The organism is Mariprofundus sp. NF, from assembly GCF_013387455.1.
Classification (GTDB): Bacteria; Pseudomonadota; Zetaproteobacteria; order Mariprofundales; family Mariprofundaceae; genus Mariprofundus.
This window is the reverse complement of record NZ_VWNC01000002.1, coordinates 1-23,327: the sequence shown is the minus strand read 5'-3', so window position 1 is coordinate 23,327 and position 23,327 is coordinate 1. Positions and strand designations below refer to the sequence as shown.

At 49.9% G+C, this 23,327-nt stretch carries 24 protein-coding genes, 5 tRNA genes and 1 pseudogene; 23 read left to right on the top strand and 7 right to left on the bottom strand.

Annotated elements, in window-relative coordinates:
- The first annotated feature begins 79 nt into the window (after window positions 1-79).
- The 6 genes from F3F96_RS02940 (at window position 80) to F3F96_RS02915 (ending at window position 5,192) form a co-directional block, all read left to right on the top strand.
- Window positions 80-643 (top strand): YqiA/YcfP family alpha/beta fold hydrolase, encoded by a 564-nt coding sequence (locus F3F96_RS02940; protein WP_176961777.1) that lies wholly within the window; start codon window positions 80-82, stop codon window positions 641-643.
- Window positions 644-755: 112 nt separating this feature from the next.
- On the top strand, window positions 756-1,103 hold the full coding sequence (locus tag F3F96_RS02935) for a PilZ domain-containing protein (RefSeq protein WP_176961776.1): 348 nt from the start codon (window positions 756-758) through the stop codon (window positions 1,101-1,103).
- Window positions 1,104-1,205: 102 nt separating this feature from the next.
- Complete coding sequence (locus tag F3F96_RS02930; RefSeq protein WP_176961775.1) at window positions 1,206-1,502, top strand: PilZ domain-containing protein; 297 nt, start codon at window positions 1,206-1,208, stop codon at window positions 1,500-1,502.
- 114 nt (window positions 1,503-1,616) lie between these two features.
- Entirely contained in the window at window positions 1,617-4,229 is a 2,613-nt protein-coding gene (pepN, locus tag F3F96_RS02925; protein ID WP_206675263.1) for an aminopeptidase N, read from the top strand.
- Window positions 4,230-4,364: 135 nt separating this feature from the next.
- The gene (locus F3F96_RS02920; protein WP_176961773.1) at window positions 4,365-4,667 is read left to right on the top strand and encodes a PilZ domain-containing protein; all 303 of its coding nucleotides are present in this window, start codon (window positions 4,365-4,367) and stop codon (window positions 4,665-4,667) included.
- Window positions 4,668-4,709: 42 nt separating this feature from the next.
- Window positions 4,710-5,192, top strand: a complete 483-nt coding sequence (locus F3F96_RS02915) for a GreA/GreB family elongation factor (protein ID WP_186338886.1) — start codon at window positions 4,710-4,712, stop codon at window positions 5,190-5,192.
- Here the strand turns inward: F3F96_RS02915 and F3F96_RS12680 are convergent.
- From F3F96_RS12680 to F3F96_RS02900, 3 genes are all read right to left on the bottom strand, one after another.
- A complete protein-coding gene (locus F3F96_RS12680; protein ID WP_176961771.1) occupies window positions 5,189-6,223 on the bottom strand; it encodes an SH3 domain-containing protein in 1,035 nt (344 codons plus the stop codon). The genes F3F96_RS02915 and F3F96_RS12680 overlap by 4 nt on opposite strands.
- Window positions 6,224-6,412: 189 nt before the next feature.
- Complete coding sequence (locus F3F96_RS02905) at window positions 6,413-6,898, bottom strand: hypothetical protein (protein ID WP_176961770.1); 486 nt, start codon at window positions 6,896-6,898, stop codon at window positions 6,413-6,415.
- 178 nt (window positions 6,899-7,076) lie between these two features.
- Complete coding sequence (locus tag F3F96_RS02900) at window positions 7,077-8,078, bottom strand: SH3 domain-containing protein (RefSeq protein WP_176961769.1); 1,002 nt, start codon at window positions 8,076-8,078, stop codon at window positions 7,077-7,079.
- A 255-nt stretch (window positions 8,079-8,333) separates the two neighbouring features.
- Between F3F96_RS02900 and F3F96_RS02895 the strand changes: the two genes are divergently transcribed.
- The 9 genes from F3F96_RS02895 (at window position 8,334) to rnhB (ending at window position 16,974) form a co-directional block, all read left to right on the top strand.
- Window positions 8,334-9,212, top strand: coding sequence for a PHB depolymerase family esterase (locus F3F96_RS02895; protein WP_176961768.1), 879 nt, complete (start codon window positions 8,334-8,336; stop codon window positions 9,210-9,212).
- 172 nt (window positions 9,213-9,384) lie between these two features.
- A tRNA-Val gene (locus F3F96_RS02890) sits at window positions 9,385-9,459 on the top strand.
- 116 nt (window positions 9,460-9,575) lie between these two features.
- The gene (thrS, locus tag F3F96_RS02885) at window positions 9,576-11,480 is read left to right on the top strand and encodes a threonine--tRNA ligase (protein WP_176961767.1); all 1,905 of its coding nucleotides are present in this window, start codon (window positions 9,576-9,578) and stop codon (window positions 11,478-11,480) included.
- Between the two features lie 34 nt (window positions 11,481-11,514).
- On the top strand, window positions 11,515-12,033 hold the full coding sequence (gene infC / locus F3F96_RS02880; protein ID WP_370465503.1) for a translation initiation factor IF-3: 519 nt from the start codon (window positions 11,515-11,517) through the stop codon (window positions 12,031-12,033).
- Between the two features lie 66 nt (window positions 12,034-12,099).
- Complete coding sequence (gene rpmI / locus F3F96_RS02875) at window positions 12,100-12,300, top strand: 50S ribosomal protein L35 (RefSeq protein ID WP_176961765.1); 201 nt, start codon at window positions 12,100-12,102, stop codon at window positions 12,298-12,300.
- A gap of 26 nt (window positions 12,301-12,326) precedes the next feature.
- Window positions 12,327-12,683, top strand: coding sequence for a 50S ribosomal protein L20 (gene rplT / locus F3F96_RS02870; protein ID WP_176958042.1), 357 nt, complete (start codon window positions 12,327-12,329; stop codon window positions 12,681-12,683).
- A 135-nt stretch (window positions 12,684-12,818) separates the two neighbouring features.
- Window positions 12,819-13,898: a phenylalanine--tRNA ligase subunit alpha gene (gene pheS, locus F3F96_RS02865; RefSeq protein WP_176961764.1), complete on the top strand. Its 1,080-nt coding sequence runs from the start codon at window positions 12,819-12,821 to the stop codon at window positions 13,896-13,898.
- Window positions 13,895-16,252 (top strand): phenylalanine--tRNA ligase subunit beta, encoded by a 2,358-nt coding sequence (gene pheT / locus F3F96_RS02860; protein WP_176961763.1) that lies wholly within the window; start codon window positions 13,895-13,897, stop codon window positions 16,250-16,252. Before pheS ends, pheT begins: the two co-directional genes overlap by 4 nt.
- A 146-nt stretch (window positions 16,253-16,398) precedes the next feature.
- Entirely contained in the window at window positions 16,399-16,974 is a 576-nt protein-coding gene (gene rnhB, locus F3F96_RS02855; RefSeq protein ID WP_176961762.1) for a ribonuclease HII, read from the top strand.
- Between the two features lie 55 nt (window positions 16,975-17,029).
- On the opposite strand, the gene hslU is transcribed toward rnhB, so the two are convergent.
- Together hslU and hslV are read right to left on the bottom strand one after the other, a co-directional pair.
- A complete protein-coding gene (gene hslU / locus F3F96_RS02850) occupies window positions 17,030-18,373 on the bottom strand; it encodes an ATP-dependent protease ATPase subunit HslU (protein WP_176961761.1) in 1,344 nt (447 codons plus the stop codon).
- Window positions 18,370-18,927, bottom strand: coding sequence for an ATP-dependent protease subunit HslV (gene hslV, locus F3F96_RS02845; protein ID WP_176961760.1), 558 nt, complete (start codon window positions 18,925-18,927; stop codon window positions 18,370-18,372). The genes hslU and hslV overlap by 4 nt, the downstream gene beginning before the upstream one ends.
- 133 nt (window positions 18,928-19,060) lie before the next feature.
- Between hslV and F3F96_RS02840 the strand changes: the two genes are divergently transcribed.
- From F3F96_RS02840 to F3F96_RS02815, 6 genes are all read left to right on the top strand, one after another.
- A tRNA-Pro gene (locus F3F96_RS02840) sits at window positions 19,061-19,137 on the top strand.
- A gap of 45 nt (window positions 19,138-19,182) precedes the next feature.
- Window positions 19,183-19,259, top strand: a tRNA-Arg gene (locus F3F96_RS02835).
- Between the two features lie 15 nt (window positions 19,260-19,274).
- Window positions 19,275-19,350 (top strand) — tRNA-His (locus F3F96_RS02830).
- Window positions 19,351-19,369: 19 nt separating this feature from the next.
- Window positions 19,370-19,445 (top strand) — tRNA-Lys (locus tag F3F96_RS02825).
- A gap of 69 nt (window positions 19,446-19,514) precedes the next feature.
- Window positions 19,515-19,925, top strand: a complete 411-nt coding sequence (locus F3F96_RS02820; protein ID WP_176961759.1) for a PilZ domain-containing protein — start codon at window positions 19,515-19,517, stop codon at window positions 19,923-19,925.
- A gap of 26 nt (window positions 19,926-19,951) precedes the next feature.
- Entirely contained in the window at window positions 19,952-20,374 is a 423-nt protein-coding gene (locus F3F96_RS02815; RefSeq protein ID WP_176961758.1) for a PilZ domain-containing protein, read from the top strand.
- Window positions 20,375-20,385: 11 nt separating this feature from the next.
- On the opposite strand, the gene gloB is transcribed toward F3F96_RS02815, so the two are convergent.
- A complete protein-coding gene (gloB, locus tag F3F96_RS02810) occupies window positions 20,386-21,174 on the bottom strand; it encodes a hydroxyacylglutathione hydrolase (protein ID WP_176961757.1) in 789 nt (262 codons plus the stop codon).
- A 196-nt stretch (window positions 21,175-21,370) separates the two neighbouring features.
- On the opposite strand from gloB, the gene F3F96_RS02805 reads away from it, so the two are divergent.
- A complete protein-coding gene (locus F3F96_RS02805; RefSeq protein ID WP_176961756.1) occupies window positions 21,371-22,345 on the top strand; it encodes a cation diffusion facilitator family transporter in 975 nt (324 codons plus the stop codon).
- 197 nt (window positions 22,346-22,542) lie between these two features.
- On the top strand, window positions 22,543-23,190 hold the full coding sequence (locus F3F96_RS02800; RefSeq protein ID WP_176961755.1) for a peroxiredoxin: 648 nt from the start codon (window positions 22,543-22,545) through the stop codon (window positions 23,188-23,190).
- Between the two features lie 46 nt (window positions 23,191-23,236).
- Here the strand turns inward: F3F96_RS02800 and F3F96_RS12675 are convergent.
- A pseudogene (locus F3F96_RS12675) lies at window positions 23,237-23,327 on the bottom strand (integrase); the annotation flags it as partial.

The following is a 23,327-nucleotide window of genomic DNA, read 5'->3' as shown; positions in this document are numbered from 1 at the left end:
GTCACTTTCCGAGATCTCTGTTGCCTCTTTTGATATGCTCACCAGAGTGTTCAGCCAAGAAGATGAAGGGGGAGACGATATGAAGGTGATCTATCTGCACGGTTTTGCCAGTTCAGGAAACAGTAGTAAAAGCCACTGGCTGCGTGAACAGTTTTCCAGCAGTGAGTTTGAGTTCATCTCTCCCGATCTGCCGAATAATCCAAGTCAGGCGATCACCTTTCTGGATAACTACCTCGGCAAGCTTGCGGATCAAAAGGTCTGCCTGATTGGCACCTCGCTGGGTGGATTCTTTGCTGCCTGTTATGGTGGCAAACACTGTTGGCCTGCTGTGCTGATTAATCCACTGGCTGATGTGCGTGATCTGATCGATTCAGCTATGGGTGAGAATGTGAATTATGCGACGGGTGAAAGCTTTGTTATGGATCGCGATGATGCCGAAGCACTCATTGGCTTGAGTGAATCGATGTGTAAACCCGAGGCGCCATCACTACTGCTTCTTGATAAGGGTGATGAGCTGCTCGATTACAGAAAAGCTATCACCCGTTACGGCAGTGAATCTCGGGTATCTCTCTTTGCAGGCGGCTCGCACCGCTTTGATCATCTGCCGGACGCTATGCCGGAAATTCTGTCACTATTAACTTAAGAACTACTGCAATTGCGAGCAGAATTGAGAATATCTGTTATAATCAAAAAATAGGATTGAATCTATTCCACAAAGGCATGCATGAATGCTGGTGAAGTGAAGGAGGCTTGAATTGAGCAGTGAACGCCGAAGTAATGGTAGACGTGCCTTGGAGTTTCCGAGTGGGTCTAAACTATCCATCTATAGCAATGGTCATCCCGTAAATATTCTAAAGGTGCAGGATATCTCGCCCTTTGGTATTGGGCTGCAACTCGACAGAAGGCTCGATAATGGCTGTCGAATTAGCTTGAGTTATCAACGTGGAACAACGGCCATTGAGGTTCATGGAACGGTGGTCTGGAGTTCGGTCACGGCAGCCGGGAGTGATAATGAGTCTGCTGCTTTTCGGGTGGGCATCTATCTTCAGGAAGATCAATCAGCGCTGAATGTGACGCTGTTCAATGCCATCACTGCCGGATAAGTAAGTTTTTCGATATTCTGATTTATGAATTTGCACATTTTTCCATTTTTTGTTCTATAATAGATACAACATTAGGTCGTTTCATGAATCAGGAGGATGATTGTGTCAGCCGAACAGCGAAAGGATGAGCGCTTTGCAGCCAGAGAACTGTCTAAGGGAGAGCTCTACCATCCCAATTCCGGTCAGTACCTGAGAGTCAAAAGCGTGCGTGATGTTTCCATCGATGGTATAGGTTTGATGGTGGATACATTTCTGGAGCAGGGCGAAAAAATTCGTCTCGGTTTTAAATATGGTAGAAGTCATATTCAGATGTATGGCCGGGTGATCTGGTGTGCTCCAGCAGCCAGTGAACTCTCTGAAGACGAGGCATCTTTATTCATGTTGGGTGTCAGACTGTAGTTAAAGCCTTCTTGGCACCCGTTTTTGTTAATCCACTGAAACAGTAGCGTATGTCGTTTGGGTTTTGCCTGAACAGCCTCTAGTCTGCCCCGAACTTATTCAGGGATGGTATTCATGACTCAGCCACAAACCGTATATCTGAAAGATTATCAAGCACCCCCATTTCTGGTTGATCATGTGGCGCTCGATTTTACGCTGCATCCCTCTGCTACTGAAGTGGTGAGCAGGGTGAAATATCGTCGTAATAATTTAGCCGCCACCTGTTTGCCATTGGATCTCGATGGTTTTGGCATGCAATTGATCACGATTCGACTGGATGGGTTGCTACTGGAGCCAGAGGTTTATCTTCTCAGTGAGCAGGGTTTGCGGTTGAGTGATCTTCCCGACATCTTTGAACTGGAGATTACCACCCGCATAAATCCCGAGGCCAACAGCGCTCTTGAAGGGCTCTACCGCTCCGGTGGCAACTACTGCACCCAGTGTGAGGCAGAGGGTTTTCGCCGTATCACCTTCTATCAGGATCGACCCGATGTAATGGCACCCTTTGATGTTCGCATTGTGGCTGATAAGCAGACAAATCCAGTGCTGCTCTCCAATGGTAATCCGACAGCTGCAGGGGAACTGGCGGGTGGTCTGCACTGGGCTGAATGGTCTGATCCATTTGCCAAACCCTGTTACCTGTTTGCTCTGGTGGCGGGAGATCTGGCCTGTGTGCAGGACTGTTATCAGACGGCTTCAGGGCGTGATGTGGCTTTACGCATCTATACAGAGGCTCACCATGTTGACCACTGTGACCACGCTATGGCATCCCTGAAACGGGCGATGACATGGGATGAGCAGCGCTTTGGTCTGGAGTACGATCTTGATCTGTTCATGATCGTTGCCGTGGATGATTTCAATATGGGGGCGATGGAGAACAAGGGGTTAAACATCTTCAATTCGCGACTGGTCTTTGCCACGCCTGAAACTGCAACTGATGATGATTATATCGCCATTGAAGCGGTGATCGGCCATGAATATTTTCATAACTGGACAGGTAACAGAGTGACCTGCCGTGATTGGTTTCAGCTCAGTCTGAAAGAGGGGCTGACGGTATTCCGTGATCAGGAGTTCACTGCCGATCACCACTCGCATGCGGTGAAACGCATCGAGGATGTGCGCCTGCTGCGCAGCCACCAGTTTGCCGAGGATGCCAGTCCGATGGCGCATCCGATTCGTCCGGCTTCCTATATGGAAATTAATAATTTCTATACGGTGACGGTCTATGAGAAGGGGGCGGAGGTGGTGCGCCTCTACCAGAGTCTGTTGGGTGTGGATGGGTTCCGGCGTGGTATGGATCTCTATTTTAAACGCCATGACGGGCAGGCTGTCAGCACCGAGGATTTCCTTGCGGCTATGGGCGATGCCAACGGCAGAGATCTTTCCCAAATGCAGACCTGGTATGATCAGGCCGGAACGCCACGGCTTTCAGTACGCATGGAATATAATGAACAGGAGCAGTGCTGCACCATGCACTGCGCTCAGTCCTCTCCTGCAACACCGGAAGCGATAGAGAAAAAACCGTTGCTTATTCCACTCACACTTGGTCTGCTGCTGCCGGATGGATCGCCGCAACCGTTACAACTGGAGGGTGAGAGCGAGCCGCAAGGGGAGAGCCGCGCGCTTTTGATAACTGAACAAAGCCAATCCTTCACCTTCATTCATGTGGCAAAGAGGCCACTGCCGTCACTGTTGCGTGGTTTTTCAGCACCGGTTGAACTCGATTACCCCTATTCGGCTGAGGATGATGCCTTTTTGATGGCCCATGACAGCGATGCCTTTAACCGCTGGGCTGCAGCGCAAAGGCTGGCGATGCAGTCACTGTTGGCCATGCTCGCCGGTCACGAACCAGAGGCGTCTGTTGCAACAGCCTTTGGCCATCTGCTTAGAGATGCAGGGCTTGATGCAGCACTGAAAGCGGAGGCGCTGATGCTGCCTTCAGAGTCCGATATTGCTGAGGCGAGTGCTCCGGCAGATCCGGGGCGTATTCATGCTGTGCGTGAGCAGTTGCTCTCTTTTATCGCATCATCTCTTCGTGAGGATTTTGAAATATATTACCACCGCTTGTCTCCTGCTTCAGGATTGGACGATCACGCTATGCAGCAGCGACAGCTAAAAAATGTCTGTCTGAGTTATCTGGTTTCACTTAAGGATAAACCTTCGATTGCAATGGCCTATGAGCAGTTTTGTCAGGCAGAGAATATGACGGATCAGTATGCCGCACTGGCGCTACTGGCCCATTGCGATTGTGATGAACGCCTGCAGGCGCTTGCCTCATTTGAGAAACAGTGGTCTGAGGATGCTAATGTCATGGACAAATGGTTTGCTCTGCAGGCATCTTCATCGTTGCCTGACAGTCTTGCAGCTGTAAAATTGCTGATGACTCATCCTAAATTTGATCTGCGCAATCCGAACAAGGTGCGGGCCGTGATTGGTAGTTTTGCCATGCGTAATCCTGTGAACTTTCATGCGCTGGATGGCAGTGGTTATAGCTTTGTGGCCGATCAGGTTTTGGCACTGGATCGACTCAATCCGCAGATTGCCTCACGTATGGTACGTGCATTGATGAACTGGAAACGTTTGGAGCCAAAGCGCAGTGAATTGATGCGCAGCCAGTTGCAGCGCATTGCTGATGCCGATGGCATCTCCGGGGATGTCTATGAGATTGTCAGTAAAAGTCTATGCTGATCTGTTCAATGGATTATCCTGTTACACTTAAAGAGGAACCTAATCCCATAGTTTAAAAAGGGTCGGGATCTCCTCCAGATCGTTTTTTTTCTCCTATAATCAATTAGAAGCATCTTTGATTATAGGGGGACAGTTATGGGCGTTGAACAACGTAAAGAAGAGCGCAGCTCTGCCCCTGAGCTGTCGAAAGGCGAGCTGTTCCATCCCGGTTCAGGCCAATACCTGCATGTGGAAAGTGTACGTGATGTCTCATTTACAGGTATTGGCTTGCGAGTATGTTCTCCTCTGGATGAAGGTGAGGAGATTCAGTTGGGCTTTAAATATTTTGGCAGGGCCGGCTTTCAAATCTATGGTCGCGTGGTCTGGTGCTCTCCTGTCTCAGAAGAGGCTGCTGGCGATCAGTCCAGCGGCGCATTTATGATGGGGATCAGTATGTAGCTTTGCTGGACTAAGCTCAGAATGCATGCAGCTTTAGCCGTGATGAACATAGACAAATCTGAAATACTCGCCCTGATTATCGGTCAGCTTCGCCTTGATCTCACCTCGCTTGAGCAGGCGGTAGCCATTGCCCGTGACACAGCGACCCATGCTGATTGCTTGGGGGCAAGTAAATATGAGACAATGGGTTTAGAGGCTTCATACCTAGCGCAGGGGCAAGGGGCCCGTCTACTGGAGATCGAGCGTTCGCTCGAATATTTTAAGCGCCTGACGCCTGTTGAGTTTTCATCCACTGTAGCTCTCTCATCACTGGTGACTCTGGATGATGATCAGGGAAATCGACAGCTGTTGTGGCTCGCTTCGGAGGCGGGTGGTCTGAAAGTTATCTATGATGATTTGACCATCACAGTGATTACACCCAGATCTCCACTAGGACAGAGATTAACAGGTAAATGCGTGGGTGATGAATTTGAGGTCGCCATCGCAGGCAACAGTCGCAGCTACGACGTTGTTGCTATCTATTAGAGTGATTCGAAGACCTGAACATCAGAGTGTGCCTGTACCATAGCAGGGGAGGGTTGAGAGGTTTTAGTCTCAGAGGTCGTTTTGCTGATATTGGTTTCAGCTGAGATTATTCCGTGCTCATCCACGAACATCGACTGATGTGCCCAAGCTGTGCTGCGATCTTGCAGGCGAACAAAAACCCATTCGCCCTGTTTTTGCATTCTGGTCACAACGTTACCCTTGTTAAGCTTTTGCAAGATTCTGCTCTTGCTGTTGGGGGATTTTCGCATAGCGGCATGCTCTACATCAATGACCATGTTATCTGTTGTTGCCATCAGTATCTGGGCAGAAGATTTTGCATAGGTGTTGGTGATGAATTCTTTTTCTCCGTTCAGCCCTTTTGCCAGATGAGATGCTGCGGCCTCCACAACCTTGAGTAGCGCCTCGCGACTCTGTTCTGGGCTGTTGATCAGCTTTGAAAAGGTTTTGTAGGATTTAGCTTCGCGAAACTCAGGCAGGATATTGATGTCGCCGAAGAGGTATTTCATCACCTGCAGTGATGTGATGTCGATACCCATGGTGAAGCGGTCACTGTATAAAACCTTTCTCGTTGATGGCTCGATCAATTCAGCCAACACAAAAATAGATGGTCTATATGGATCTAAAGGCCCCTTGGACCAGAAGCCCACATTTCTCAGTTCAACTTTGAGAATAGTATCAATAGTTTTGGTCAGCTGTTTCTGTTTGCCTCTGTAGTAATCCCAGTAAGCTCTTTTTGAGCTCTTAGTCTGTATGCCTTTTTGTGACAGAGCTTTAAGTAGTGATTTTTCAAATGTTTCATTACACATTTGATTTACCGGACCGGCAGAGTCTCTGTATTTGCTGGCACGAAAAATAAGCATGCCTGTATCAAGTAGCAGGCCGGTTGAGCCCATGGCAAGAATAACTGGATTTACCTGTTGAATCATCAGGGATTTATTAGTTTCTACTTTGGCGATCTCAATACTTACGACTCTTTTTTCCAGAACCGGCTGCAGTGGTTTTTTTGTCACGCCGCATGAGCAGAGCACAATCAGGGCCAAGCATAAAGATATCTGTTTAACTCTCATCAACTGCACCGGATCCCTGTTTTCTGGATATTTTTTCGGCGCGAACCATACGGGAGCACTCGACGATAACAAGCTAAGATATGGTTAATAGTAAGGGGGTGTTCAATGGGGCGCGTAAAGCAAGATCAGAATTTATTTGTTTTCCTGCTTCTTTTCTGTCTTGGCGGCATTGGGGTTTACCGATTTTACGTTGGTCAGCAGCCCCTGTTCATCGATCAAAACATATTGCGATTTTGTCGAGCCTCTGTGGTAAATCAGGATGTCACTTTTTCCTTTTTCAGTTAGCAAAGTATCTGTCTCATCGGGCTTACCCCATGAGCGGATGACATCTTTTCTGCTCATGCCGACAGCGAGTTTCTTGGATTGAATCAGCTTCTCAGCCTTCTCGGCAGTTAAATTGCCATGCTCTTTTGCTGCAGGTTTTTCTTCTGGTTTCTGCACGGGAGGGTAGACCCGAAGATTTCTTGTTTCGAGAATATCTGACTTGCTTTTACAGGGGGTGTTTGTCCATATGGGGGTATCAAACATGCCGAGGCCTTTGCACTTATAGAGCGCTTCTGCCTCTGCAGTATGAGCAAAAGTAAGGATCAGCGTGAATATGGCCGCGACTCTCTTCATGCTCTAACCCTCTCTAAGCGGGCATTGCTTAGCAAGTGTCGTTGGAATTCATTGTGGTAGGAGCTACATATCCCTGATTCCCTGTTGTAATCAATTGGCAAACGGGATGGGGAATTAGAAAAGGGTAGCGCCTCCTTTTGCTGTTGGTTCCTTCCGTGCCATTGGGTTGTTGATGAAGTTAGTTGATAATGGTCTCGTCTTGTTTCAGGAAGATGGATTGATGAGCCCATGCTTTTTTGCCGTTTTCCAGGCGAACATAAAGCCACTCTCCCTTTTTTTGCATTTGGGTCATAACGTGACCTTTATTCACTTTATATAGAATTTGACTTCTGATGCTGGGAGCTTTTCTGGTTCTGGCGTTATATACATTCACAATCAGATCATTTGATGTGGCAATTTGCACTTGAGCTGCGGTTTTCGCATAGGTTTTGGCGATAAACCGCCCCTCGCCATTGAGTCCCTTTGCCATATGGCGAGCTGCTGCTGACACGGTTTTTAGCAGTGCATTTCGACTTTGTTCAGGGTTTTTTACCAGTTTTGCAAAACTTTTATAGGATTTGCTATTGCGTGGAGCTGGAAGCATGTTGATCTCGCCATAGAGGGCCATCATTACCTTCGTAGAGGTCATATCAATGCCGAGTGTAAAGCTATCGCTATATAATACTTTTCGGCTGCCCGGCTCTATCAGCTCTGCCATGACTAAAATCGACGGCCTGTAAGCATCAACCATGCTCCTAGACCAGAAGCCAACGTTCTTCAGCTCAATCCTTAGAATTGCACCAATGTTCCCATTTTGCTCTTTTTGTTTTCCTTTATAATAGTCCCAGTAGCGTTTTCCCGAAGAATTTGCTGCAATTCCTTTTCGTGCCAAAGCCTTGAGTAGTGATTTCTCAAACATCTCGGTACACATTTGATTTACCGGTCCTGCAGCCTGTTTGTACTCATGAGCGCGTTGAGCGACAATCGCAGTATCAAGCAGTTGGCCTGTAGAGCCCATAGCCAGGATGACAGGGTTAACCTGTTGAATCATCAGAACGTTGCCAGTCTCAATCTTGGCGATTTCAATGTTTTGTACTCTTTTTTCAAGCACCGGTTGCAGAGGTTTTTTTGTTACGCCGCATGAACAGAGAGCGAGAATGACCAGACACAAAGATAGTCGTTTAATAGAAATGAGTTTCATTTTGGTTGTGCCCCCAGAATGAAGATTCCTTTGGCGCAAAACATATGGTGGTATTGATCTGGCATAACTGTGTTCTCCCTTCCCTTCCGAGGAAGCCCAACTGTATGAAGGTTTTGTATGCCAATATGCGATTTGCATCACATTTATGCTGTATTTGGCTTTGGGTTACTGAATAGTCATAATGGTGGTTGCTATTCACTGAATCGTAATCTCGTTCAGGAGATGAGGGTGGCGAATAGGTTGCAGTTGTTAGCGATGTTTCTGATGCTGGGTGTTCTACCCGGAATGGTGATGTGCGGGGCATTGGACAGTGTGACGCTGAATTCAGATCGAACATTTCTAGTCCATCATCCGGTAAATGGAACAGTTGAATCTCGACCGCTGTTGATTGCTCTGCATGGCGGGGCCGGTAATGGTCGCTCCATGGCTCGATTAACCGGCCTGAATGAAACAGAAGATCGGAATGACTTTATGGTTATTTATCCCAATGGCACAGGTCGTATCAATCGTTTTTCCTCGTGGAATGCGGGCCTGTGTTGTGGGTATGCTGTGAAGCAGAATATGGATGATGTCGGTTTTATCAGGGATATCATCGATTATGCTGTTACAACTTTTCACGCTGATCCAAAACGTGTTTATCTGACTGGCATTTCCAACGGTGCGATGATGGCGTTCCGGTTTGCAGCAGAAATGCCGGAGAAGATTGCCGCGATTGCAACGGTTGCGGGCACCATGGTGATTCTCTCCGGCAGCATCAAAGCGCCTGTGCCAGTCATTCATTTTCATGGCACTAAAGATACGCATGTGCCGTATCAGGGTGGAACCGGTAAACACACGGTCAGCGGTATGGATTACATGCCAGTTGAACAGGCCATTCAAGCATGGGTAAAAGCGCATGGCATTTCATCCGGATCCGAGATTACTTATATGCCAAATTTGAAACGGGATGGTACGCGAGTCACACGCTATGTTTATAAAAGTAGCGATAGAAAGACCAAAGTAGCAGTCTATAAAATCACTGGTGGCGGTCACACCTGGCCTGGCAAGCAGGTGAAGATGAAGCGTCTCGGGAAATCTACCCGCGATATCAGCGCCAATGATCTAATGTGGAACTTCTTTTTAGAAAAACAATAATCGAAAAATCTTCTTTGAAAAAAGAGGCACACCCCTTTTGGGTGTTTGCGTGGGAGTTGCATCGTGAAAGTCTGAAACTGATCGGGAATGCTGGGGTAAGGCTTGTTGCGTCTTGACCGGATGAGGGGGGATCAATACGATTCGCCGCCCTCGTGAGAGGGATACCCAGTATAGGCTCGTAGCTCAGGGGTAGAGCACCACCTTGACATGGTGGGGGTCGGCGGTTCGAAACCGCCCGAGCCTACCATTTTGATGATTAATGGTAATTCAGAGGCCGGACTTTTAAGTCTGGCCTCTTTTTCTTTTATATGCGCGCTGCTTCGCTAGGATGCAGGCCTTTCAAGCTGGAGGAACACCATCGCCATGAATATTCAACTACCTGACGGTTCATCACGTACCCTGGAAGAGGGCGCAACCGCTTATGACCTTGCTGCCGATATCGGTCCGGGTCTGGCGCGGGCAACGATTGCGGCAACCGTGAACGGTAATATGGTAGATGTTTCTCACCTGTTGAACGATGGCGATACGGTTTCCCTGATTACCGAGAAGTCTGACGAGGGGCTGGAGATTATCCGTCACTCAACCTCGCATCTGATGGCGATGGCTGTGCAGGAGGTGTTCCCCGGTGCGCAGGTGACCATTGGTCCGGTGATTGAAGATGGTTTCTACTACGACTTTGCCTATGAACGCGCTTTTACACCTGAGGATCTGAAGAAGATCGAAGAGAAGATGCGCCAGCTCTCTAATCAGAAGCTGCCGATCAGCCGCGAAGAGTGGGATCGCGATGGTGCGATTGAGCACTTCGAGCGCATAGGTGAAATCTATAAGGCTAAACTGATCGGCCGTATTCCGGCTGGTGAGACGGTCAGCATGTATAAACAGGGCGACTGGATGGATCTCTGTCGTGGCCCGCATGTGCCCAACACCAGCATCCTCAAACATTTTAAACTGATGAAGGTCTCCGGCGCATACTGGGAGGGTAACTCCGACAATGAGCAGTTGCACCGCATCTATGGCACAGCCTGGGCATCCAAGGGTGACCTGAAAGATTATCTGGTTCGTCTGGAAGAGGCGGAGAAGCGTGACCATCGTAAGATTGCCAAGGCTCTTGATCTGTTCCATCTGCAGGAGGAGGCGCCGGGTATGATCTTCTGGCACCCCAAAGGCTGGACCATCTGGCAGCAGGTGGAGAATGAGATTCGCGGTGTGATGCGCGACAACGGTTATCAGGAGATCAAAACCCCGTCAGTGGTGGATCGCAAGCTGTGGGAGAAGTCAGGGCATTGGGACAAGTTCCGTGATGATATGTTCACCACCAGTACCGATAACCGTGAATATGCGATCAAACCGATGAACTGCCCGTGCCACATTCAGGTGTTCAATCAGAATCTGCACTCCTACCGCGATCTGCCACTACGTTTGGCTGAGTTCGGTTCCTGCCACCGCAATGAGCCATCGGGCACACTGCATGGCCTGATGCGTCTGCGTAACTTTGTTCAGGATGATGCCCATATCTTCTGTACTGAAGCACAGATTCAGGATGAGGTGTGCAACTTTATCGATCTGACATATGAGGTGTACAAACGTTTCGGCTTTGAAGATGTGATTATCTTCCTTTCGGATCGTCCTGATAAACGTGTGGGCACCGATGAGCAGTGGGATAAAGCTGAGGCATCGCTGCATCAGGCGCTACAGTCGAAAAATATCGAGTATGGCGAGAACAAGGGTGAGGGCGCGTTCTACGGGCCGAAGATTGAGTTTTCTCTAAAGGACTGTCTGGGTCGTGTCTGGCAGTGCGGTACGATTCAGGTCGATTTCTCCATGCCGGGCAGGCTTGATGCTGAATATGTAGCTGAAGACTCATCACGTCAGACGCCGGTGATGCTGCATCGCGCCATTCTCGGTTCGATGGAGCGATTCATCGGAATTCTGATCGAACACCATGAAGGTAAATTTCCGTTCTGGCTGGCACCGGTGCAGGCCGTGGTCTGTAATATCACCGATTCACAGGCAGAATATGTGGCTGAAGTGACACAAAATATGGTCAAAGCGGGATTTCGTGTAGATATGGACTTGCGTAACGAAAAGGTCGGCTATAAAGTGCGCGCCCACACTTTGGAGCGGGTACCCTTCATTCTAGTTGCCGGAGATCGGGAACGTGATGAAAAAACCGTGAGTGTACGTGATCGCAGCGGTCAGAATCTGGGAACGTTTAGTCTGGATGACTGGATTTCCGAGATGCAGAAGATGCAGCTTAATCACGACTAGAGTGTAGAAACAGTTTTGACGTTAGGAGCTTTGTATTAAAAAGGATTTACCAATCAACATGGACATCGACGCCCGCGAGGTTCGAGTCGTTGACGATACAACAGGTGAGCAGCTGGGCGTACTTTCTCTTGCAGAGGCAGTAGGCAGAGCAGAAGTGAAAGGGCTGGACCTTGTGCTGATGGCAGCCAAGAGCAATCCGCCAGTTTGCAAGATCATGGATTATGGTAAATACAAATACGAGCAGAGCAAGAAAGCCAATCTTGCCAAGAAACGTCAGCATGTAATGCAGATTAAAGAGGTGAAGGTTGGCGCCAACACCGACGCGCATGACATGGAAGTGAAAATGAAGAATGCGACGAAGTTTTTGTCGCAAGGTAACAAGGTTAAGGTGAGTTTGCGATTCAGGGGCCGTGAAATGGCACATACCGGACGCGGACTTGAGCAGATGAAGTTCGTAGCTGCTCAGCTGGAAGAGTTTGGCAAACCTGAAAAGATGCCAAACATGGAAGGGCGACAGATGATCATGATCATCGCACCGAACAAAACAAAATAAGAGTTTCTCTCCGTGGTCATATAAGCCCTGGAGGGGCTTTTTTAGTTTAAGAAAAGGAAGAATATAATGCCTAAGATGAAATCAAACAGCGGCGCAGCCAAACGTTTTACCAAAACTGGTAGCGGCAAATGGAAGCGTAACAAGGCTTTCTCAAGTCATATTCTGACTAAGAAGTCGCCAAAGCGTAAGCGCAATATGCGTGGTACAGAGCTGGTTTCAGCTGCTGATTCGAAGGCACTGGAACGTTTAGTTCCAGGCCGCGGTTAAAGAAAGTTTTAGGTTAGGAGAGATATATGCCTCGCGTTAAATCCGGTGTACAGGCGCACGCGCGCCACAAAAGTGTAATTAAGGCAGCCAAGGGCTACCGTGGTCGTCGCAAGAGCTGCTTCCGCGTTGCAACCCAGGCGGTTGATAAGGCGCGCCAGTATGCGTACCGCGACCGTAAGGTTAAGAAACGTGAGTTCCGCAGCCTGTGGATCGTGCGTATCAATGCCGCGGCCAAACAGAATGGTCTGAACTATTCAGGTTTCATGCACGGCCTTTCTAAGGCTGGCATTGAGCTGGATCGTAAGGTTCTGGCTGACATCGCAGTTCGCGATGCTGATGGTTTTGCGAAGCTGGCAGAAACAGCTCGCGCGCAGATCCAGTAAAAATTATTTTCCGGATACGTCCGGAATGTGAATGATGGAATGGCAGAGCTGTAGAGGCTCTGCCATTTTTTTTGATGGTTTTTTTGATATGGTCTCGAAGTATGGGACTCATGTTTGATGAATAAGGGGAATTGAATGAGCGAAATCGATTCGTTGAAAGCTCAGCTGGAGTCATTGCAATCTGAGGCGCTGGAGTCGTTTGCCCTGGCTGCAAGTTTGAGCGAGTTGCAGCAGCTGCGTGTAAATTATCTCGGTAAAAAGGGTGCGTTGACTGAAGTGCTTAAGGGTGTTGGCAAGTTGCCACCTCAAGAGCGTCCAGTGATCGGTCAGCATGTGAATGCCACCAAAACAGCACTGGCGGCGGCACTGGATGGGTGTGAAGCTAGCCTTGCAGTTAAAGCCAAAGCTGAGCGTATTGAAGCTGAACGCATTGATGTGACACTGCCCGGCCGTAGTTCAACCTCCGGCGCGCTGCATCCGGTTCAGCAGGGGCTGGATGAGATGACCGCAATCTTCTCACAGATGGGTTTTGCTGTTGCTGAAGGGCCTGAAATTGAGAATGAGTTCCACAACTTCGATGCGTTGAATATTCCACCGGAACATCCGGCTCGTGCTATGCATGACACCTTTTTCGTAAAGGAGTTTGCCGAGGGTGAACAATCAGAGCCGATGCTGCTGCGTACGCATACATCACCGGTGCAGATCCGTGCTATGAAACGTTTTCTTGAAGAGGGGCATGAGCCACCATTGGCTGTAGTGGCTCCGGGTCGTGTTTACCGCTGCGATTATGATGTGACCCACTCTCCTATGTTTCATCAGGTTGAGGTGTTTAAGGTGGATCGTGATGTCTCCATGGCACATCTCAAAGGCGTATTGAAACATTTCCTCTCCACCTATTTCGAGAAAGAGGTCTCCATTCGTCTGCGTCCGCACTACTTCCCGTTCACCGAGCCATCAGCAGAAGTGGATATCGGTTGTGTGTTCTGCGCCGGCAAAGGTTGCCGCATATGTAAAGGCAGCGGCTGGATTGAGGTGCTGGGTAGCGGCATGATCCATCCCAATGTGTTGCGTTCGGTCGGTATCGATGCCGAAGCGTTCTCCGGTTTTGCTTTCGGGCTGGGCGTAGAGCGACTGGTGATGTTGAAGAAAGGCATCCCTGATCTGAGGCTGTTCTTTGAAAACGATGTGCGTTTCTTGCGGAGGATGGGCTCATGAAAATTCCTTTTTCCTGGTTAAAAGAGCAGGTGGCTCTGAGCAAGACTCCGGCAGAGATTGCCGATGATCTGGTACGTCTGGGTCATGAGGTTGAGGGTGTTGAAGAGCCGCGAGCTGCAGTGCAGGGCGTGCGTGTTGGTCAGATAACATCCAAGCAGCCACATCCGGATGCCGACAAACTGAGCCTTTTGAAAGTGGATATTGGCGAGGCAGAGATGGTGGATATCGTCTGTGGTGCCTCCAATATGGGTGAAGGGGATAAGATCCCGGTTGCCACACTCGGCACAACCCTGCCTAACGGACTGACCATCAAAAAAGGTAAAATCCGCGGTGAAACCAGTTGTGGTATGTGCTGCTCTGAAACCGAACTCGGTCTGGCGGACGAATCTGCAGGTCTCTTGATTCTACCTGCTGATGCACCAGTAGGGGCTGAAGTGGGGGAGTATCTGGGGCTTGAAGAGGCTGTGTTTGACCTCTCGATCACCCCTAATCGTGGCGACTGCATGAATGTTCGCGGTATCGCCCGTGATCTGGCTGCCGATGCAGGGCTTCCTCTGGCGGATGTGATCAGCCATGTTGCTGAAGTGGAAACTGCAATTCCTGCTGCAAAAGTAACTGTTACTGCAGAGGGTGATTGCCCTGTATATATGGCTCGCCGTATTGAAGGTGTGAAGCTGGCCGATTCTCCGGCCTGGATGCAGAGCGGCTTGATTCTGGCTGGTATGCGTCCGGTTAATGGCATTGTCGATGTACTTAATTATGTGATGCTCGATTTCGGGCAGCCGATGCACGCCTTTGATGCCGACAGGCTCAATGGTGATATCTGTATCCGTTCGGCTGAGGCTGGTGAGGATTTCGCCGCACTGGATGGGCGTGAACTCAAACTGCACGCCGGTGATCTGGTGGTGTGTGATGAAACTGATGTGATTGCTCTGGCTGGTATTATGGGCTCTGAACCGTCCGGTGTAACGGAATCCACAACCAATATTGTGCTGGAATCAGCGTTTTTCCGTCCTGCACGGGTGAGTGAAACACGTCGTACCTATGCGATGGTTAGTGAGGCGTCGATGCGTTTTGAGCGTGGTGTGGATCCTCTGATGGTTGAGACTGCTATGCAGAAGGCTACCGCGCTGATTACCGAGCTCTTCGGTGGTGCCGTTGGTGAGATGACTGTTTGTGGTGATGCCGCAGCGATTAATGCCAATCGTTCAGTCAGCTGTTCGGTGGCGCGTATATCATCGCGTCTTGGTATTGATATCCCTGAATCGGTGGATGCTGTGCTGGAGCGTATGGCGTTCGGGGTTCGCAGAGACGGAGACAGGCTGGATGTAGATGTGCCACCGTTCCGTCATGATGTGACGATTCCTGAGGATATCTCTGAAGAGTATGCGCGAGTGATCGGTTTTGATGCGATTCCTGAGATCCTGCCTGCACTGGCGACCACGGCTCCTGCCAAAGTGGATCGCTCTGTTCATGATGCGGTCGCCGATGGTTTTTTACAGGTGGTGACCTACGCCTTTATCTCTGATGGTGAGCAGCGTCTGTTTGTTGAAGATGATGGACTGGATATCGCACTGCAAAATCCGATCTCCGATGCCATGAGTGTGATGCGTCGAAGCGCCTGGCCGGGCCTTCTCAATGTGGCAAAGCACAACCTGAACCGCCAGCAGTCGGGTGTGGCTCTGGCAGAGCAGGGGCGTTTGTATGCCAAAACAGAGAGCGGTCATGATGAAAATAATGTATTGGCCTGGTTGATGAGCGGTGATGTTGGTCAGGATCAGTGGCATGCGCAGACACGCAAGGCTGATTTCTTTGATCTTAAAGCTGCAGTTGAATCGTGGCTGGCAAAGCGTGGTCTGACAGGTCGCTTCATCGCTGATGATTCGATTGCCGGGCTGCAGTCTGGTCAGAGTGCGAAGATTATGGTGGGTCGTGCACAAGCTGGACGTATCGGAAAAATTGATGGTGATATTGCCGATTCGTTTGATATTGATACGCCGGTCTTTGTGGCTGATATCAATCTGGATCTGTTGCCTGAAGGTAAAAAAGCGAAATTCCAGCCACTGCCGGAATTCCCCGGTGTAGAGCGTGATCTGGTGTTCCTGTTTGATAAAAACTCATCATCTGATGCCATTCTCAATGCAGTACGCAGTGCTGGCGGCAAGCTGCTGACTGAGGCAGGTATCTTTGATCTCTATGCAGGCAAAGGGGTGCCGGAGGGTAAGGTGAGTCTTGGTATTCGTTTTGCACTGCAGGATCCCAAACGCACGCTGACACAGCAGGATTCCGATGCTGCTTCCAAGGCGATTATTGCGGCGATGGATAAGAAGTTCGGCGCTTCTCTCAGGGGTTGAATTTTTTGACGCAGATCAACGCAGATTTACACAGATATATTAGCGCTTTCGACATTCTCAGTGGCTTTAGTCCGGCTCATCATTATGATGGTTTGACAGTCTCTAATTATCAGTGTTCATCTGCGTTGATCTGTGTCTAAATAATAATGCTGGCAGGGGTTGATGAAGTAGGTCGTGGGCCACTGGCCGGTCCCGTGGTGACGGCGGCGGTGATACTTTCGCCTGATGATCCCTATCTGGGTCAGTACCGCGACTCCAAGCGGGTGGCCGAGAAGAAGCGTCTGCGTCTTTACCACCATATCAGAAAGCATGCTGTGGCCTATTCGGTGACCATGGCCTCCATCGATGAGATTGATCAGCTCAATATTCTACATGCCACCATGCTCTCCATGCGCCGTTCGGTGGATGGTTTAAGCGTTGTTCCCTCAAAAGTTCTGGTAGATGGTAATCGTGTGCCTGATTTGAGGGTGCCTGCCGAAGCGATTATCGGTGGCGATGATCTGGTGCAGGAGATTGCAGCAGCCTCGATTATCGCCAAGGTGGTTCGGGATCGTCTGATGCAGCAGCTGGATTATCTCTATCCGGGTTACGGCTTCTCTAAACATAAAGGGTATGGAACCAAAGTGCATATGGATGCACTCAGAGAGCTCGGGCCATCGCCGGTGCACCGCAAATCCTTCGCGCCAGTAGCCAGGTTGTTAGAGGTCAGGCGAGAGGGGTAAGGGGAGAGGTGTAAGGCAAAAGACCCCTCACACCTAACAATTCACCCTTCACGTCTTACAATATATAACGTGATAGATCTTCGTCAGCGCTGATTTCGCCGAGCTCTTCCACTACGAACGGTGCATCCACTTCGATACTGTCACCGCTGCGATCAGACGCTTCAAAACTGATGTTCTCCAGCACCCTCTCCAGCAGTGTATGCAGGCGGCGGGCCCCGATATTCTCAGTCTTCTCATTCACCTGCACGGCGATGCGGGCAATCTCAGCGATACCATCATCGGTGAAATGGATGTCGACATTCTCGGCATTGAGCAGGGCGGCATATTGGCGTGTCAGCGAGGCTTCAGGTTCAACCAGAATACGGCGGAACTCCTCTTCACCAAGCGCAGTGAGATTAACGCGGATCGGGAAGCGACCCTGCAGCTCGGGAATCAGATCGGAAGGTTTGGCCAGATGGAAGGCACCGGATGCAATAAACAGAATATGATCGGTTTTCAGGTGGCCATAACGGGTGTTGACCGTGGTGCCCTCCACCAGTGGCAGCAGATCGCGCTGTACCCCTTCGCGGGAGACCTCACCGCCTGATGCGGCACCACTGCGCTGGGTGATCTTATCCATCTCATCGAGAAAGACGATGCCATCATTCTCAGCGCGCAGGATCGCCTCCTCTTTGATGCTCTCCATATCCAGCAGACGATCAGCCTCCTGCTGCTGAATCACCTTCATGGCATCGGCGACACTCATGCGTTTACTCTTTTTCTGGCCACCCATCATGCCGCCAAGCATCTCTTTGAGATCCATCGCTTCGGTGCCCTGACCTGAGAAGAGTTGCATCATCGGTGCTTCCTGCTGCGACTCAACATCGATCTCAACCTGTCGTTTGTCCAGTTCTCCCAAACGCAGTTTATGGCGCATCTTCTCGCGCGATTCGCTACTGGCATTGTTGGGCTCGCTGCTGTGCGGGCCATGGGGAGCAACAGGGTGGGGGATAAGAATATCGAGCAGGCGATCTTCGGCCATCTTCTCCGCTTTGGTCTGCACCCGTTTCAGATGCTCTTCACGTACGATTTTGATGGCTGTGTCTACCAGGTCACGGATGATGGTTTCAACATCACGACCGACATAACCCACCTCGGTAAATTTGGTCGCTTCCACTTTAATAAAGGGGGCATTGGCCAATCTTGCCAGCCGGCGCGCAATCTCGGTTTTACCGACACCTGTGGGGCCAATCATGAGAATATTCTTTGGCGTGATCTCTTCACGCATCGGCGAGGCCACCTGCTGGCGGCGCCAGCGATTGCGCAGGGCAATGGCAACGGCACGTTTGGCATCATCCTGGCCAACAATATAGCGATCAAGCTCAGAAATAATCTCACGCGGTGTCATGGAGTAGCTCATGCTTCAGCCTCTTTGTCGATGGATTCGATAGTGATGTTGTTATTGGTGTAGATACAGATGTTGGCAGCGATATTCATCGCCTCGCGTATGGCATCACGGGCCGAGAGATCGCTGTGATTGACCAGTGCAGTAGCAGCAGCCTTGGCATAAGCGCCACCCGAACCGATAGCGGCAACACCATCATCCGGCTCCAGCACATCGCCATTGCCCGAGATCAGCAGGGTATTGTCACGGTCAGCAACAATCATCATCGCCTCCAGCTGGCGCAGGTATTTGTCGGTGCGCCACTCCTTGGCCAGTGATACAGCCGCACGCATCAGTGAGCCGCCATGTTCATCAAGCTTGGCTTCAAAGCGTTCAAAGAGATTCATTGCATCGGCAGTTGAGCCGGCAAAGCCGGTAAGAATCGCACCATCACGAATGGTGCGCACTTTGCGGCCACCATGTTTTACGACGGTATCACCAAGGGTGACCTGACCATCACCACCAATAGCAACTTCACCATTTTTCCGGATACAGCAGATCGTTGTTCCACGCATATCAATCTTGCCCATAGCGTACCTCACATGTAATAAAAACAGATAGGCAACCCTAGCGGTGATCAGAAGTGTAGTCAGCTGTGATTCAAGTGTTGACGAATGCAAATTAGATTACTATCGTCCGCCGCCTTCGAGATGAGGAATAAATCGGGATATAGCGCAGCCTGGTAGCGCATCTGCTTTGGGAGCAGAGGGTCGAGTGTTCGAATCACTCTATCCCGACCATTCCTTCCTCGATGTATAATCAAGTGATTGGACGCGATCTGGCGAGCGCCTGTAGCTCAATTGGATAGAGCAACAGCCTTCTAAGCTGTAGGCTGCAGGTTCGAGCCCTGCCAGGCGCGCCACCTGCAAACATTATGGTGGATGTAGCTCAGTTGGTAGAGCCCCGGCTTGTGATGCCGGTGGTCGCGGGTTCGAATCCCGTCGTCCACCCCATTTTGCTTGATATTGATATGGGCCGTTAGCTCAGTTGGTAGAGCAGCTGACTCTTAATCAGCGGGCCGCTGGTTCGAGCCCAGCACGGCCCACCATATCAAGGAAGCACCTGTGGCAACACAGGTGCTTTTTTTATTGCTTAGCCCTGTCTACACTGTCCCGATATGGATGCCATTGAGAAAATTTCCGAAATAGCCGAAGAGTTGCCTGCATTGCAACGCAAACAGATACTCGAACTGATCGCCAGTTGGTCTGGCGATGGTAGGCAGGCAACGCGTGAGCCCTATTCCGAGACGCTTAGTATTTCATCGGGTAGTGGCAGCTATTTAGGCCATGCTATTGATGTTAGTTCGACAGGCCTGTTTATCGAGACAACAGATGATTTTGAGATAGGTGACAAGGTTAAAATGATGTTGACCTTCATCTCGGCTCCCAATCCGTTGCGTCTATGTGGTTCAGTGGTGCGCAAGACACCGAACGGTATCGGGGTTCGGTTTGACGAACGAAGTCAGTCACAGGTGAGTGAGATGGATTCTATCATTGCCAACCACGCGCTGATTCTGCGCTCCAGATAAGCAGCGACTGGCATCGGTCATCTCCATTGAGTTATGCAGATCCCAATACCGTTAAACTGATCACTCAGATTGCTGAAGATCTTCCGCCTGAACTGCAGGAGGAGCTATTGATCCTTGTCGGGTCATGGAAAAAAGAGGTGAGGAACGCGAGGCGCTGGCATTTTGTTGAGCTGCTCGGTTTCACCTCAGAGCATGGAACGCATCAGGGCAGGGCAAAGAATATCAGCTCTACCGGCATATTTATTGAGACCACTGAGCCGTTTGAGCTGGGCGAACATCTGCATCTGCTGATCTCTTTTATGTCCGTACCTGATGCAGTGAGTCTGTATGGCCAGATATCGCGTCACACCCATGAGGGTATAGGCGTGAATTTTGACCACAATATCGCCAACTCCAATCTTCTTAATAGCGTTATAATGAGACAGGACAAGGTGATTCGGGGTAAATAAATCCCCCTGTTTTAGTGCCTGTCTTTTCTTTGTCTCAAATCAGTGAAAATAGTTAAGCCATCATTTTCGACCTTAGCTTGCCCGGTATAGTGGTTGCGGAACTTTTCATCCAAAGGCCTGAGAAACGGATTGGTGGCCATCTCCATGGCGATGGTTGATGGGATGGTCGGTTTTTTATCCATGCGGGTTTGAGTGTCGCGATGGATGCGCTGATCCAACGCGTCATTGTCAGGATCAACCGTGCGGGCAAAACGCAGATTTGGCAGTGTGTACTCATGGGCGCAGTAGACTTTTGTTTTACCATCAAGCTTGGCCAGTTTGTTCAGGCTATCCCACATCTGCGATGGAGTGCCTTCAAAGAGTCTGCCGCAACCCGCCCCGAACAGAACATCACCGCAGAACAGAGCATCATCAATCAGATAAGCGACGTGGCCGCTGGTATGGCCTGGTAGCTCCAATACGCTGATATTTAATCCGTCTATAGCCGGTGGCGTATGTTCTGAAACGGTTATATCGATGGCTGGAATGCGATGAGCATCATCCGCTGCTCCGATCACCTGGGCATTGAACTTCTCTTTCAGTGCTTTGTTGCCATCGGTATGGTCCCAGTGGTGATGGGTGTTGATAATATGGGTGAGTCTGACATCACGCTCGGTGCAAAAATTGGAGATACTCACCGCTTCAGCCGGATCAACAGCAATCAGGATCTCTGAATTGTGCAGATCAATCAGATAGATATAGTTATCCTTGAGCGCAGGAAGTTGATGTACGGTAAAGTTCTGGTGCCTGTATGACCACATGTGCAGTAGCTTAGCGCGATTCAGTTGAGTTTGGGAGATGCTGATTTATTGGCTCCTGCCAAAAATCAGCTCACAAAAGAAAAAGCGTCGTTTTTCTTTTGTTCACAAATCAACCATTTGCCTGGTTGATTTGGCAGCCCATCCATAGGCTGCACGGACGTACTGAATGAATCAGCATGTCCTATAGGGAGATTCCATGTCGAGTGGTTCAACAAAAGCAGTGGTAACAGCGATAGCCGGCAACAGTATGGTAACTGTTGCCAAGTTTATCGGTTTTGCCTTTTCCGGCTCCAGTGCACTACTGGCCGAAGCGGTGCATTCACTGGCTGATACAGCCAATCAGTGCATGCTCTATCTCGGACTTCGCCGATCCCAGCGTGAAGCAGACACTAATCACCATTTCGGTTACGGGCAGGAGCGCTATTTCTGGAATCTGGTCTCTGCAGTTACCATCTTCTTTCTCGGTTGCGTTTACACCGTCATGCATGCGGTTGAGCAGCTGCGTGATGAGCACACCCCGGAGCTCTCCTGGATTCCCTTTCTGATTATCGGTTTCGCCTTTGTGGTTGAGGGCTACTCCTTTTTTGTCGCACTTGTTGAGTTCCGGCGTCAGGCAGCAGAGGCTGGAAAATCGTTTCGTACCTATTTTGTTGAGACGCGTGATCCGACTACGCTGGCGGTACTGATTGAAGATGCAGTGGCTGTATTTGGACTGGCAGTGGCTGCTATCGGCATGGGGCTGGCGGCATATACCGGTTCCGCCATCTTTGATGGCATCGCAGCGATCTGCATCGGCCTGTTGATGGGTGGTCTGGCCTGGTTTCTGGCTGCTACCAATCGTAAATTCCTGCTTAATCGCTCCGATGATGAGGTCAACGATGTCGCCACCAAACTCTGGCAGGCAGATGACAAGGTGCAGGATATTCAGCGGGTTAACAGTATTGTGCTCTCTCCGGATGATACCTTGTTGATGGCCGAGATCGAACTGCGTGAAGAGGCGATCTTCTCCAGCATGAGCGAAGATGAGATTAAGCAGGCCATTCGCTTTATGCGCAAGCTTGACGAGATCCGCCGGTCACTGGAGGAGGATGTCAGCCGCATCGCCCCTGAGACTCGCCATATCTTTATTGAGTTCACAATCCCTAAAAAGCAAGCCGAGCAAGCCGATTAAAAGCAACGGGCGTTGTTTTTAATCGGCGCGATAGTGAGAAACAATGCAAGCAACGGGTGCTGCTTCAATCGGCGCGATAGTGTGAACGAGAGTGAAGCCAATTATCCCAGAAAATGAGTAGGGTGGTGCTGTGTCGTCAAATTGACTAACATTGCATCTCTAGACTTTAATCCCAACAATTCCCGGAGGAATGCAACATGAGTGTACTGGTTGGCCAGCAGGCCCCTGAATTTACCGCCGCTGCTGTAATGGCAGACGGTTCGATCAACGAAAACTTTTCCCTGTCTGATTATGAAGGAAAATATGTGGTTCTCTTCTTTTACCCACTGGACTTCACCTTTGTATGTCCATCCGAGCTGATCGCATTTGATCACCGCATTGCTGAATTTGAAGCGCGTGGCGTACAGGTCATCGGCTGCTCTGTTGATTCTCACTTCTCTCACGCTGCATGGCGTAACACCCCGGTCAACGAGGGTGGTATTGGCCCTGTGGCATATCCGCTGGTTGCTGATCTGACCAAGACTATCGCTGCTGATTTCGATGTTTTGATCGATAACGACAGCGTTGTTGATGAAGATGGTGATCTGGTTCATCTGCTGGGCGGTAACATCGCTCTGCGCGGTTCATTCCTGATCGATAAGTCCGGTGTTGTTCAGCATCAGGTTGTGAACAACCTGCCACTGGGTCGCAACGTTGATGAGATGCTGCGTATGATTGATGCACTGCAGTTCACTGAAGAGCATGGCGAAGTTTGTCCTGCCGGTTGGAACAAAGGTGATAAAGGCATGGTTCCTGATGCGGATGGTGTCGCATCTTACCTGGCTTCCGAGTCTGATAAGCTCTGATTCAGCTATGATTGTCTCGTCCTAAAATACGTTGACGTTTTTTTATTCAAGCCGGCTGCCAATGGCAGTCGGCTTTTTTATGCACCTCTTCGGGTGTTTTCATTCCCAGGCTGAGGTGCGGCCTGAGTCGATTATAT